Source organism: Lactobacillus sp. N54.MGS-719 (assembly GCF_000980505.1).
Taxonomy (GTDB): Bacteria; Bacillota; Bacilli; order Lactobacillales; family Lactobacillaceae; genus Lactobacillus; species Lactobacillus amylovorus.
Map to the genome: position 1 here is coordinate 1 of NZ_LARO01000005.1, position 14,259 is coordinate 14,259.

Below are 14,259 nucleotides of genomic sequence, written 5' to 3' on the forward strand. Positions count from 1 at the left end.
ATAAACGTAAGAAAGATTTACATATTTTGTTTTTTCTGTTAAGTTTTTCATTATTTTTTCTTGATCAGGGGTTAAATGTAAATGATTCAATGCTACCTTGGCTTCAATATACATTACTAATTTACTTGTATATTCAAGTGGATGGTCATTACTATCGAATTTGTTAATAACCAGTCCAATAGCATCGCGAATAGGACGATAGCGTCCAATATTCATTTCATTATAAATATTGCTGAAAAAACTATTATAGAATTTTTTTAAATCTTGATAAACCTCTTTGGTATCTGAGCTATGTTTAAAAATGCCGAACATCATAATCACTCCTTTAAAACCGGTAGGATTTGTGTTTTATGATTAAACCAACTTCTCTGCTCATTGGTTAAAGGAGTATCTGTTATTAAGACATCCACCTTATCCAATGGAGCGGACATATATGGAGAAGATGAATCATTAGTGAATTTATATTTTTCTGCTACTAAAACAACTTGATTAGCGCGTGCAATTGCCGTACGTACAATTTCCGCGTCTTCCATTTTTGGCGCATATACGCCATCTGCTCTAATGCGGGAAGCACCAATGAAAGCTGTATTGAAATGAATCTTACGAATCGTTTCAAGAGCGACTTCCGAGTAAATGTAGCGCTGCGACTTATTGATTAATCCGCCTAGCAATCTAACAGAAGGGATTTCGGTTGTTAACATGCTTAAAGCATTGTCGATTGAATTAGTAACTACTTGCATATCGATTCCGTTAAGCATAGGACAAAGTTGCTTCAAAATAGTAGAAGAACCAATAAAATCACATTGACCAGGATGAACGAATCGTTTAGCCATTTTAGCCATCTTGAGTTTGATTGGAGATTGGACTTCGTTTCTAGCTAAAAAATCAGGTACGCTATTTTGATTGATTTCCATCAGCCCGCCGTGTACTCGGATTGCTTGTCCAGTTGTCGTTAAATGAATTACATCACGACGTGCAGTATCAAAAGATACATTAAAATGTTGGGCAATCATTCTAGTTGAAAGCTGATGTTTTTCTTTCAATAGCTTTTTAATTTGAATTAATCGTTCTTCTTGAGTCATTTTCTCTCTCCATGAATAAATCTAGCATTTTTATAATAAATTGTAATTGCTTAATCAGTACTTTATATTTATTAATCAGTGCTTTTAAGCATATCAAAGTATAAACACTTATATTCAATTATAAAAAGATGATCAGTTCAACTATAAGGCTATTCGGATTTAAAAATTAAGACTTATTTAAATTGGTAGGATCCAATTATAAAAATGATTGAATTATGAATAATAATTGGTATGATATAAGTATAAAGAAAAGGATTACAAAATAGAGTACTTAAACTTGCTCAAAGGAGAAAAAATGACGAATTACGACTCAAAAGAATATTTAAAGAGCGTCGATGCTTACTGGCGCGCTGCCAATTATTTATCAGTTGGACAATTATTCTTAATGAAGAATCCACTACTTAAGAAACCTTTGACAGCTGAAGACGTTAAGCCAAAGCCAATTGGTCACTGGGGTACCATTGCTCCACAAAACTTTATTTATGCTCACTTAAACCGTGTCCTTAAGAAATACAATTTGGACATGTTCTACATTGAAGGTTCAGGTCACGGTGGCCAAGTAATGGTTTCTAACTCATACCTTGATGGTTCATACACTGAACGTTATCCAGAAATTACCCAAGACGAAAAGGGTATGGCTAAGTTGTTCAAACGCTTCAGTTTTCCAGGTGGTGTTGCTTCTCACGCTGCTCCTGAAACCCCGGGCTCAATCCACGAAGGTGGGGAATTAGGTTACTCACTTTCACACGGTGTTGGTGCTGTTTTGGATAACCCAGACGTAATTGCTGCCGTTGAAATTGGTGATGGTGAAGCTGAAACAGGCCCACTTGCAGCAAGTTGGTTCAGTGACAAGTTCATCAACCCAATTAAAGATGGTGCTGTTTTACCGATCCTTCAAATCAATGGCTTCAAGATTTCTAACCCAACTATCGTTTCACGCATGAGTGATGAAGAATTAACCGAATACTTCCGTGGTATGGGTTGGGATCCACACTTTGTTTCAGTATTTAAGGGTGGCCGTTTCGATGGTGAAAAGGATCCAATGCAAGTCCACGAAGAAATGGCTAAGACCATGGACGAAGTAATCGAAGAAATCAAGTCCATTCAAAAGCATGCTCGTGAAAATAACGATGCAAGTTTGCCACACTGGCCATTGATTATCTTCCAATGCCCAAAGGGTTGGACTGGTCCAAAGAAGGATCTTGATGGTAACCCAATTGAAAACTCATTTAGAGCACACCAAATTCCAATTCCTGTCTCACAAGGTGATATGAAGCATGCCGACATGTTGACTGATTGGCTTGAAAGCTACAAGCCTGAAGAATTATTCAACGAAGATGGTTCACCTAAGGAAATTGTTACTGAAAACACTGCTGAAGGCGACCACCGTATGGCAATGAACCCAATCACTAATGGTGGTAAAGATCCTAAGCGTTTGAACTTGCCAGACTACCGTGACTTTGCTCTTAAGTTTGACAAGCCAGGTTCAATGGAAGCTCAAGACATGGTTGAATGGGCTAAATACTTAGATGAAGTTGCTAAGCTTAACCCAACCACTTTCCGCGGCTTTGGTCCTGATGAATCTAAGTCAAACCGTTTGTTCCAACTTTTGGATAACCAAAAGCGTCAATGGGAACCAGAAATCCACGAACCAAATGATGAAAACTTGGCTCCAAGTGGTCGTGTGATCGATTCACAATTATCAGAACACCAAGATGAAGGCTTCCTTGAAGGCTACGTATTAACTGGTCGTCATGGTTTCTTCGCAACTTACGAAGCATTTGGTCGTGTAGTAGACTCAATGCTTACACAACACATGAAGTGGCTTAGAAAAGCTAAGGAACAATACTGGCGTCATGATTACCCATCACTTAACTTTGTTGCTACCTCAACTGTGTTCCAACAAGACCACAACGGTTACACTCACCAAGATCCAGGTATTTTGACTCACTTATACGAAAAGAATCGTCCAGATTTGATTCATGAATACTTGCCATCAGATACTAACACTTTGCTTGCTGTTGGTGACAAGGCCTTTAAGGATCGTGAATGCATCAACGTTTTGGTAACTTCAAAGCAACCTCGTCCACAATGGTTCTCAATTGAAGAAGCTCAAAAGTTGGTTGACAAGGGCTTAGGCTACATTGACTGGGCTTCAACTGATAAGGGTGCAAAGCCAGATGTTGTCTTTGCTTCAACTGAAACTGAACCAACTATCGAAACTTTGGCAGCCATTGACATTTTGCACGACAAGTTCCCAGATCTTAAGATCCGTTACATCAACGTTGTCGACGTGATGAAGTTAATGTCACCAAAGGACAACAAGAATGCTATTTCTGATGAAGAATTTGACCGCTTATTCCCAAAGGATGTTCCAGTAATCTTTGCATGGCATGGCTACAAGAGCATGATGCAATCAATCTGGTTCGACCGTAAGCGTTACAACGTTCACATCCACTGCTACGAAGAAAATGGTGACATTACCACTCCATTTGACATGCGTGTCTTGAATCACCTTGACAGATTCGACCTTGCAAAGGATGCTGTTGAAAGCGTTGAAAAATTAAAGGGCAAGCATGCAGACTTTATTAGTCACATGGATGACTTGCTTGAAAAGCACCACCAATACATTCGTGATAATGGTAAAGATATGCCAGAAGTTACCGAATGGAAATGGAAGGGCTTGAAGTAATTTCTAAATAAGAATAAATTAGACCTATGTTAGAAACATAGGTCTTTTTGTTTTTGGAAAGGAAAATATGGCAAGCGGATTGGTTCTAGAAGGTGGCGCAATGCGGGGACTTTTTACTGCAGGCGTGCTCGACGTGTTAATGGAAAATAACGTTACGTTTGACGCAGCGGTTGGCGTTTCAGCTGGTGCAGCTTTTGGCGTGAATATGAAGTCAAAGCAAATTGGAAGAGTATTGCGTTATAATCTGCGTTTTGCTGGCAAGCCTTATTATGCTAGCTGGAAGTCATGGCGCAGATCAGGCAATTTATATGCGGGGAATTTTTGTTTCCATATTATTCCTGATAAGTTGGATGTGTTTGATAAGAAAACTTTTGTTGAAAATCCAATGCAATTTTGGTGCGTGACAACGGATGCGGCAACGGGTGAGCCGGTTTACCATAAGTTGAGAGATGCTGGCTATGTTGACCTAGAGTGGATTAGAGCATCATCATCGATTCCATTTTTTGCTAATCCTGTTGCAATAGGCGGCAACTACTATTTTGATGGTGGTGTCTCGGATTCTGTTCCGTATGATTTTTTAATGAAAAATAATTTTGATAAAAAGGTAGTAATTACGACACAGCCTAAGGAATATCGCAAGAAGCAGAGCAAGCTGTTTCCGATTGAAAAGGTAGTTTTGCGTGAATATCCTGCTGTTTTGAAGAAATTGGCGACTAGAGCGGAGGACTATAACGCTGTTTTAGACGAGATACAGCGAGATGAGGATGATGGCCAGACTTTTGTAATTAGACCGCCGTATCCGCTTAATATCGGTACTGTCGAGTCAGATAAGAGTGAGATCAAGCGTGTGTATGAAGTTGGGCGTGAAGAAGGAAAAAAGATTTTGCCAGGATTGGTGGAATATTTGAAAGATTAATAGATAAAAAATGACCGAATTAGAATTCTTAGTCTTATTCTGAGCCAATAATTAGATAATAATGTTGAGCAAAGAAAAAGGAGAATGTAGATTGATGGATATAAAAAAGTGGAATATCTGGCTTAGGGCACTTGAAGCAGGAATTTTTGAGGAAACCTTCCGCTATTGATGATTATCGCATTGATTGCCGGTTTAGCTAAAAATAAGTATCGGCTGGAATGGACAATTATTATTAGTTCGGTGATTTTGGGGTTGATGCATTTTACCAACTTAGGGATGCAAAAATTCGCTGCAACCTTATCTCAGGCAACTTATGCTGAGCTGCAGGATTATTGTTTGCTGTCTTATATTTGTATACTGGCAAAATCCGGGTACCAATGTTGTTCCACTTTGCTAATGATTTCTTGAATTATGCTCAAGTTGGCGGCATGACGGCGCAAACTTGGAGAGGGGATGCAAACGACTGGCTCAATTTATTAGTTCAAGTGGTTGTTCCTATTGCCATAACTATTTGGATGCTAACAGGGCAAAGAAGATTGGTAATGGAACAAAATATTAGCGTTTGCTAGAAAAGTAGTTAATTGAATAAATAAAGAAACGAGTGTGAAATTTTGCACTCGTTTCTTTTGTTTCAGATAAACCGAAATATTTTGCATTTATTTTTATGTGTATTGATAGCTTATATGAATAGCATATTTCTTGACAGACCAAAAGCGTATGTAAAGCAAAATGTTAAACATAGACCAGTAAAGGGCTGAAAGACCTTGAAATAATTGGTCTAGATGGGCCATAAGCGTCGAAATAAATTTCGGCAAGTGAAATAATCCCGCAATGCTATGAAACACCAAGTCAGCATTTGTAAAAACGCTTACATAAGGAAGGAACTATGGTATAAATAAAATGTAAGCTAGCTACGAGAGATAGAGCAAGATCTAAATTTGATATCACTTAGGTTTCTATCTCGATCGATTTATTCGAGGAGTAATACTTATGAGCTATTTCATAAGTAGATGTTAGTTGTTCTTGAGCACCTTCCAACTAACTGGATTTAATGAAATAAGATATAGGTGTAAGTGCAAGAATCAGTTAATTTATTTAATTTCTTTCTTTGAGAGGTAAATTATTATGATGCAAAAGATTCAGCGGTTTGGGGCCGCTATGTTCGTCCCAGTTATGCTGTTCTCGTTTGCGGGTATTGTCGTAGCTTTAGGTAGTTTGTTCAATAACCCGACTCTGTTTGGTTCACTTGCCAACCCGGGAACTACATGGAACTCAGTTTGGGACACAATTTCAGCTGGTGGTTGGACAGTGTTCAACCAAGAAGGTATTTTGTTTACTGTAGGTTTGCCAATCGGTTTAGCCAACAAGGCTAGAGGTAGAGCAGCCATGGAAGCAGTTATTGCTTACTTGACTTACAACTACTTCATCGGTGCAATGCTTACCCACTGGGGTGCAGCATTTGGCATTCCTAACTTTGACAAGATTCAAATTGTTGCTAACGCTACTAACCACGGTTTAACTAACATTGCTGGTATCAAGACTCTTGACACTAGTATCTTAGGTGCCTTGGTTGTTGCTTTGATCGTTGTATGGTTACACAACAAGTACTTCGACAAGAAGTTGCCTGACTGGCTTGGTACTTTCCAAGGTTCAACTTATGTCTACGCTTTAGCATTCTTTGTAATGATTCCTTTAGCACTCATTACTTGCTGGGGCTGGCCAAAAGTTCAAATGGGTATCACCAGCATGCAACACTTCATCGTAGGTAGTGGATTTATCGGTGTTTGGATTTACCAATTCTTGAACCGTGTATTGATTCCTACTGGTCTTCACCACTTGGTATACATTCCATTCCAATTCGGTCCAGCCGTTGTTGCCGGCGGTTTGCAACCATACTGGTTGAAACACCTTGCTGAATACGCTGCAAGTACTAAACCACTTTCACAAATCGCTTCAGTTGAAGGATTCCAACTTTACGGTAACGAAAAGGTATTCTTAGTACCATTTATCTGTCTTGCCTTCTACGCAACTGCTAAGAAGAACAAGAAGAAGCAAACTTCAGCTTTGCTTATTCCAGCTGCTTTAACTTCTGTTTTAGCAGGTATTACTGAACCTATTGACTTTACTTATTTGTTCGCTGCACCTGTACTTTGGGTAGTTTACTCAGTATTGTCAGCTACGATGAACACTGTTATGTGGGCATTCGGCTTAAGAGGTTTCATGTCAGACGGTGCCATTGGTATCGCATCAATGAACTGGTTGCCACTTTGGGAACACCACTGGCAAACATATGTAATGCAATTTATCGTTGGTATTATCTTCGGTATCATTACTTACTTCGTATTCAAGATCATGATTGAAAAGTTCAACTACATCACTCCAGGTCGTGAAGCTGATGACGAAGACGTTAAACTTATCAACAAGAAAGAATACAAGCAAAAGATGGCTGCTAAGGCAGCAGGTAAGGATGCAAACGACCCTTACATCGCAAGAGCTACTGCATACCTTGACTTATTAGGTGGTGCTTCAAACATTACTGAATTGTCATCATGTGCTACTAGATTACGTGTATCTGTTGCTGATCCAAGCAAGGTTGCTCCAGATTCACAATTTAAGGCTAACAAGGCCGTTAACGTTGTTCACCACGGTAAAGCATTACAAGTTATTGTGGGTCTTGACGTTCCTCAAGTTTTGGACGAAATGACTCAATTGATGCAACAAAGCGGCGGTGACGCTAAGGTTTCAACTGAACAAGATAATCCATACATTGAGAGAGCTACAGGTATCGTTGACCTTCTTGGTGGTAATGAAAACATTAAGGACGTTATCGCTTGCTCAACTAGAGTAAGAACCCACGTCTTTGACACTAATAAAGTGGCTCCAGATTCTGAATTCAAGAAGATCGCAGATTCATACGAAGTACAACGCAGAGACGACAACGAAATTGACATTGTTGTTGGATTGGATGCCGATCAAGTTGTTGATCAGATGAAACAATTACTATAACTGTAAGCGCTTGTGGTATTATTAATATATAAATTATATATTGATAAGGACACAGCAATTATGGCAAATTTAAGATCAATGGTCTATAACAGTAATACTAAACTGAATGACTCTGAAAAACAGATCATTCAGTACGTATTAAATAATCCAAATGACTGTAGCAAATTAAGTCTAGCCAAGTTAGCTAAAAAGCTATATGTATCCGAATCAGCAATATTTCGTTTATGTAAAAAGCTTGGCTTGAGTGGTTACAGTGAACTGAAATTTGATTTAGTGGAACTCGCTGAATCAAATCAAAAGCCAATCAAAATTGAAAATAATTTTGCAAAAGAGCTTAGCAAGGTAAATATAGATGTCTTAAAGTATTTCAAACAACGAGACTTCAATAGTTTGTATCGTGATTTGGATAATGCAAGTACTATCTACATTTATTCTACTGGTTGGCAGCAAGAACTGATTGCACAATACCTAGCTCACGAACTCTTTGTGGTAGGTAAGAATGCAACAGTTTTGCCATCAGCTCTTGATGAGTTAAAAGCAGCAGCCCGTTTTGCTAAAAAAGGCGACGTCTTATTCATCATCTCTTTCACTGGTGATAACAACACCATCAATGAAGAGATTACGAAGTTGGAATTAATTAACGATAAGTTTAAATATGTTTCCTTCACTAACATGATGCAAAACAAATTAGCTTCGCTTGCTCAGCATAATATTTATTTTCCAACAATCGCTTTTACTGACGACGCTGATTTTAAGAGTGGCAAGGTTGCTTTTACTCCTGCTTACTATCTGATTGACTTGCTTATTAGTGAATATGTAGCTTGGCAACAAAACCAAGGAGAGGATGTTGAGATTAATGTGGGCAATTAGCAAACAAAAAGTGGAAAACTTTTTCGGCCGAATGACACAGAGCATGCATTTGGATGCCAAGAAAATTATTAATTGGTATTCTTACATACTTTTCATTGCTCCATTATTATTCTGGGCATTGATCGCGATGCGCAGTGGAGCTTCGAGAGAATCGATTCAGTCGATTATTATGAAGCAGCCGGCCGTCGCAATTGGGACAATCATTGCGATTATAGACTTTGTGTTAGGTTACTACTTACTGCTTAATAAAAAGAAGTTCATGGTTAACCGCCAGACTTATCGCTTCTTTATGGTGAGTCAGTTAATTGGACAGATTGTTGTCGGCAACTTGCTTTGTGCAATTTTAGCTGTCTTGGGAATGTACAAGGCAACTGCTTTGAAGAAGACGCAAGATAATGTAAATCCCGTGATTATAGCTATTTCAATCGCATCAGCTGTAATCCTTGCCGGATGTCTTGTGTTGATATTGTTACTTGAATTTTAGAAATCCAGAGGTTATGAATTATGTTTAATTTCTTTAAGAAAAAGAATAAAGGTTTAGAAGTAGATGCAGTAGTTGATGGTACAGTAATGCCAATTACTGATGTAAATGATGATGTCTTTTCAACAAAGATGTTGGGTGACGGTTTTGCAATTAAGCCTAATGATACTCAAATTTATGCACCAGTTGCTGGTACTATTTCAACGCTTTTCCCAACCAAACACGCCATTGGCATTAAGACTGACGAGGGATTGGAAATTCTGATCCACTTGGGTCTTGATACAGTAGAATTAAAAGGTGCTCCGTTTACAGTAGATGTTAAACAAGGCGATAAGGTGGAACAAGGCCAACCTTTAGCAACCATGGATTTCAAGCAAATTACAGATAAGGGCTATGATGATAGCTGTATCGTTGTTTACACCAACATGGATATGGTTAAATCAGTTACTCCTGTTGAAAAGGGTACAGTTGAACATTCCCAAAAAGTACAAACTGTTGAATTTAATTAGTTGCTTTCCCCCTCTCTTATATAGAACTTTTTATAGTGCTAATTAAAAAAAGATAGTTGAAAAGCTTAGCTTCTTAATGGAAGTTAAGCTTTTTTTTGGCAATTTTTGTTAAGATATAGGTAATATAGGAAGCGAGGGTTTAGCCGATGAAAAAATATCGTCCAAATACTAAGGCAATTATTGTAGGAATAATCTTTATGCTGGCAGGGATTGCTTGCTGGGTCATTAAGGCCTCATTTATACCCAATGGTGCCGTATTTTTATTTCCAGTAGGATTGCTATTAATTTGTATTGGCGGACTGACGATGACTATTACTGCTTTTGTTGCTATGCGTAAAAATGATCGGGCAATGAGTGCCTTTTTAAAGAAGCAAGAGCAAGAACGAAAAGAAGCAGAAAAAAAGTAAATATTGTCGAGTAATTTTTTAGAAAGATTTGGTGAAAAATGAATTTTAAAGAAGTTTTTCAAAATGAACATGTAACACGGAAATTTACCAACAGGAAAGTGCCTGAGAAAGCTATTGCTGAAATTGTTGAACAAGCACAACAATCTCCATCATTGCTTAACTCTCAGCCTTGGCGTGCATATGTCTTGATGGGGGATGCTTTAGCAGAGTTTAAAAAGGCCGCAATCGAAAATTCTGATAACAAGGTTAAGCCAAACGAAGATTTTGCTTCAATGCTTTCACTTGATTGGGATACTTTCCCAAGCAGCAATATGGCTACTATGGGTGCATCCCAAAGTTTCTTCTTTAGAAACAAGTTGAACTTGTTTACTGAAGCTAATAAGAACATGTTTAATGCACCAGCAATTATCTTTTTAACTATTCCAAGAAAATCACCAGCTTGGTCAGTTTTTGACTTAGGGATTTTTGCACAAAGCATTATGTTGTTAGCTGTTAACCGCGGTTTAGGTATTATGCCAGCTCACTCAATGGTGTCATATCCTGATTTGGTAAGAAAATATGCTGGTATTCCAGAAGATGAATACGTAGGAATGGCCATTGCCGTAGGCTACATCGATAAAAACGCGGAAATCAATGATCCAGTCTTTATTCCTAAGCGTGTACCATTTAATAAAATTTATAAAGTAAGTAATTAGAAAGTATAAAAGCAAGCTCTGTAGAATGAACTTTTTTGGTCATAAATGGTAAAATATAGATTAGTTAATGTTTGTAAATAATTTGTAAAAAAAGGTGAGAATGTTTTGAGTACAGCTCAAATAGTAACTAATTTAGTTGCAACTGTATTAATTTTTATAGTTGCTTCATTCTTTGTTGCTGCAGAATTTGCTTTAGTACAAACAAGACCAAGTCAGCTTGAAGATATGTTGGCTAAGGGTCAAGGCAATAAGAAAAAGCTGCAACGTGCACTTCATATGACGCACAACTTGAATGAATATTTGTCGACCACTCAGGTTGGTACTACTCTTGTTGGTGTAGTATTGGGTTGGTTCTCTGCAGATACGTTTGCAGTTATCTTGGAAGATTTATTCCATTTAACTCCAATGAGTGAGTCACTTATTAAGTCAGTAAGTGCCATTTTGGGTGTGATCTTGTTAACTTACTTGGAAGTTGTGTTAACAGAAGTCGTACCTAAGAATATTGCGATTGATAAGCCTGTGGGCATGATGATGATGATTGTAACGCCGCTACATATCTTCCACACAATCGTTTATCCATTTGTTTGGCTGCTTAATACTAGTTCTAACGGTATTTTGAAGTTGATGGGTTTTGCCCCAGCCGATGAAGAAAACGAAGTATATTCTCAATCCGAAATCATCAAATTGTCACGTAACGCTGTGCATGGCGGCTCTCTTGATAAAGAAGACCTCACCTACATGGAAAGAGCCTTCGAGTTAAATGATAAGATCGCCAAGGATATCATGACAGACAGAACTAGATTGTCTGTTCTTGATTCCACTGATACGATTGCCTATGCTTTGAAGAAGTACCTAGAAGAAGGCTACAGCCGTTTTCCTGTTGTCCGCGACAATGATAAGGATGATGTTGTAGGTTACGTCTACGCTTACGATATCGTCCAACAAAGCCAAATTGATGCTAAGGTTCCCGTAACAAGAATCATCAGAACAATCATTACTGTGCCAGAATCAATGCCAATTCAAGATATCTTGCATTTAATGATTTCTAAGCACACGCCAATCGTCTTGGTTGTTGATGAATACGGTGGTACCAGTGGTATCGTAACGGATAAGGATATTTATGAAGAACTCTTTGGTTCTGTTAAAGATGAAATTGATGATGTTTCTGATGACTACATCATCAAGGATAAGGAAGGTAATGTTCACGTTTCTGGTAAAACTACCTTGTATGACTTTGAACGTTACTTCCACACTGATTTGAAGGCCTTCCAAGATAGCGACATCATTACTATCGGTGGTTATATGATGGAACATTATCCTAATTTAAAGAAGGGCGAATCAGTTGAGCTTGAAGGCTACAAGTTCGTGCTTGACAGTATTGAGCAAGGATTCATGCGTTGGTTTATTGTGGAACCAATTAAGAAGAATAAGAAAGCCGATTCCGATCAATTCAAGACGGAAAAATAATGAATATTCAGTGAAAGCGTCGAATTTAACGCTTTTTTTGTATAAAGATGTTATAATTTCAATTATCAGAATAGTTAATTATATAGGATTGAAGGGTAGATTAAATGGTTAAAGGCGACAATATTAACGATATTATTGATCACAAGTTATTTTCTGAAGACGATATTCATGAAATGTGCGTGCGACTTGGCAAGCAATTAACTGAAGATTATGCTGGCAAGAAGCCATTAGTTGTTGGTGCACTTAAGGGCGCAATTTATTTCTTAACAGATTTAACCAGACAAATGGATGTTGCTCACCAATTAGATTTCTTAGATGTATCTAGTTATGGTGATGGCTTTGAATCAACTGGTAAGATCAAGGTTGTTACAGACCTTGCAGCTGATGTAAAAGATCGTGATGTATTAATTATTGAAGATATTGTTGATACTGGTCTTACTTTAAAGTTCATGAAGGATCTGATTAAGGGGCGTGGCGCTAAGAGTGTTAAGTGCTGTGCTATGCTTAATAAGGAAGCTCGTAGAAACGTCGATGTAGACGTTGATTACTATGGCTCAAAGGTTGGTAACGAATTCGTAGTTGGTTACGGCTTGGACTTCTTGAATATGTATCGTAATCTTCCTTACGTTGGTGTATTGAAACCTGAAGTTATCCAAAAATACGTTAACAAGTAATTTTAAAGAGCAAAAAAATATCTATCGCAAATTTTGCGATAGATTTTTTTAATTGCGATTTTGTTTTTGTTTGTAGTAGTAAATTGGCAAACCTAGCAAAGTCAAACCAATACCAATAAGCGATAGGATGAACTGATTGATAATCGTGGAAACGACGATGAAGATACCACCTATAATTGAAATAAGTGGAATGATTGGATACCAAGGTACTTTAAATGGACGAGTAAGTTCTGGTTCACGCTTGCGCAAAATGATCACGGCAATTGAAAGCATGGTGTTGAAGATCCACATAACGAAGACCAACATGTCGGTTAAGACTGTGAAGTTGCCTAGCAGAATCATGATGATGGCAATTGCATCGACGATTAAAGCACCAAAGACTGGCACACCGGTATGAATATTGGCCTTACCGATTTTTTCAGAGAATGGCAATAAGTTGTCTTGAGCCAAAATGTAAGGTGTCCGCATCCCCGTGAGCATAAAGGCATTAACAGCCCCGTAAACCGAGATCAGAATTCCTACCGTTACCAATTTGCCGCCGAACTGACCAAACAATTTCATCGAAGCCTCAAAGGCCGCATTATTGTTGTTAACAAGTTCGTGGATTGGCAAGATCGTCAAGAAAGTATAGTTGATTAAAATATAAATCAATGTGATCGCAGACAGACCAAAGATAATCGCTCTTGAAAGGTCACGTTCTGGATTTTTAACTTCGTTAGCCAAATTAGTAACGACGATCCAGCCTTCAAAAGCAAATAAAGCAGAAAGCAAACCTTGGCTGATTGCACCTGAGAATGATTTGCCGGCGCCAACTGTTAATGGCAAGAGCGGAGCAGCAATCTTATTTTGATTAAACATTCCCCAAATGATGATTAAAGCAATAGGGATGATCTTTAAAACAGTAATAACCGACTGCATTTTGCTTGAAAATTTAGTTCCAATTAGGTTGATGCCTAGTAAAAATAATACCAGTAAAATTGCGACTAGATTCGCATACTTGGCCTCAATGCCAAATAAGGAGACAAACTGTACGCCAAAGATTGAACTCAGCGCCCCGATTTGTGCAGGAAAGTAAACGATCATTTGCGCCCAGCCAAATAAGAAGCCCCAGACGCGGCCATAAGTATAATCTAAATACTTAATCGCACCATTAATTTTTAAACTCGCCGCAATTTCTGAAATGGTTAAGCCAGAAGCAATTGAAATAATCCCGGCTAGCACCCAAACAAAAATCGTCATGGAACTGCTGCCAGTTTGGGCCGTAATTACGCCGATCTTGAAGAAAACACCGGCTCCAATTACGGATCCAACTACAGTTGCCAATGCTTGACCAAAAGAAATTTGTCTTTTCACATACTTCACCTTCGTAAAATAAATATCTAAATTATTTTAGCACATCCATGTTACAAGTATTGGTGTGACGATTAGGTTCGGGTAAAATAATAGCAGGGGGAAAAGAA

Annotated in this window: 14 protein-coding genes; 11 read left to right on the top strand and 3 right to left on the bottom strand. The window is 38.1% G+C overall.

The window, feature by feature from the left end:
• On the bottom strand, positions 1 to 312 hold a 312-nt coding region (locus WS44_RS01600; RefSeq protein ID WP_046432766.1), incomplete at its 3' end, for a bacteriocin immunity protein.
• A gap of 5 nt (positions 313 to 317) precedes the next feature.
• A complete protein-coding gene (locus WS44_RS01605; protein WP_022087397.1) occupies positions 318 to 1,082 on the bottom strand; it encodes a DeoR/GlpR family DNA-binding transcription regulator in 765 nt (254 codons plus the stop codon).
• A 295-nt stretch (positions 1,083 to 1,377) separates the two neighbouring features.
• Here WS44_RS01605 and WS44_RS01610 point away from each other — a divergent pair, with 295 nt between their 5' ends.
• From WS44_RS01610 to hpt, 11 genes are all read left to right on the top strand, one after another.
• Complete coding sequence (locus WS44_RS01610; protein WP_046432696.1) at positions 1,378 to 3,774, top strand: phosphoketolase family protein; 2,397 nt, start codon at positions 1,378 to 1,380, stop codon at positions 3,772 to 3,774.
• A 67-nt stretch (positions 3,775 to 3,841) separates the two neighbouring features.
• Positions 3,842 to 4,690, top strand: a complete 849-nt coding sequence (locus tag WS44_RS01615; RefSeq protein ID WP_013437411.1) for a patatin family protein — start codon at positions 3,842 to 3,844, stop codon at positions 4,688 to 4,690.
• A gap of 332 nt (positions 4,691 to 5,022) precedes the next feature.
• Positions 5,023 to 5,259 carry an immunity protein gene (locus tag WS44_RS01620; RefSeq protein ID WP_288145669.1) on the top strand — a complete coding sequence of 79 codons (237 nt, stop codon included), beginning with the start codon at positions 5,023 to 5,025 and terminating at the stop codon, positions 5,257 to 5,259.
• Positions 5,260 to 5,815: 556 nt separating this feature from the next.
• Positions 5,816 to 7,696, top strand: a complete 1,881-nt coding sequence (locus tag WS44_RS01625) for an alpha-glucoside-specific PTS transporter subunit IIBC (protein ID WP_046432698.1) — start codon at positions 5,816 to 5,818, stop codon at positions 7,694 to 7,696.
• A gap of 60 nt (positions 7,697 to 7,756) precedes the next feature.
• Positions 7,757 to 8,566 carry a MurR/RpiR family transcriptional regulator gene (locus tag WS44_RS01630; RefSeq protein ID WP_013437414.1) on the top strand — a complete coding sequence of 270 codons (810 nt, stop codon included), beginning with the start codon at positions 7,757 to 7,759 and terminating at the stop codon, positions 8,564 to 8,566.
• Positions 8,553 to 9,050, top strand: coding sequence for a hypothetical protein (locus WS44_RS01635; protein ID WP_013641630.1), 498 nt, complete (start codon positions 8,553 to 8,555; stop codon positions 9,048 to 9,050). The genes WS44_RS01630 and WS44_RS01635 overlap by 14 nt, the downstream gene beginning before the upstream one ends.
• 20 nt (positions 9,051 to 9,070) lie before the next feature.
• The gene (locus WS44_RS01640; protein WP_013437416.1) at positions 9,071 to 9,556 is read left to right on the top strand and encodes a PTS glucose transporter subunit IIA; all 486 of its coding nucleotides are present in this window, start codon (positions 9,071 to 9,073) and stop codon (positions 9,554 to 9,556) included.
• Positions 9,557 to 9,702: 146 nt separating this feature from the next.
• Entirely contained in the window at positions 9,703 to 9,963 is a 261-nt protein-coding gene (locus WS44_RS01645) for a hypothetical protein (RefSeq protein ID WP_013641631.1), read from the top strand.
• A 38-nt stretch (positions 9,964 to 10,001) separates the two neighbouring features.
• The gene (locus WS44_RS01650) at positions 10,002 to 10,658 is read left to right on the top strand and encodes a nitroreductase (RefSeq protein ID WP_013437418.1); all 657 of its coding nucleotides are present in this window, start codon (positions 10,002 to 10,004) and stop codon (positions 10,656 to 10,658) included.
• A 105-nt stretch (positions 10,659 to 10,763) separates the two neighbouring features.
• Positions 10,764 to 12,125, top strand: a complete 1,362-nt coding sequence (locus WS44_RS01655) for a hemolysin family protein (protein ID WP_046432700.1) — start codon at positions 10,764 to 10,766, stop codon at positions 12,123 to 12,125.
• Between the two features lie 104 nt (positions 12,126 to 12,229).
• Positions 12,230 to 12,799: a hypoxanthine phosphoribosyltransferase gene (gene hpt / locus WS44_RS01660; RefSeq protein ID WP_013437420.1), complete on the top strand. Its 570-nt coding sequence runs from the start codon at positions 12,230 to 12,232 to the stop codon at positions 12,797 to 12,799.
• Between the two features lie 48 nt (positions 12,800 to 12,847).
• On the opposite strand, the gene WS44_RS01665 is transcribed toward hpt, so the two are convergent.
• Positions 12,848 to 14,152 carry an amino acid permease gene (locus WS44_RS01665; RefSeq protein ID WP_046432702.1) on the bottom strand — a complete coding sequence of 435 codons (1,305 nt, stop codon included), beginning with the start codon at positions 14,150 to 14,152 and terminating at the stop codon, positions 12,848 to 12,850.
• Positions 14,153 to 14,259: the final 107 nt, after the last annotated feature.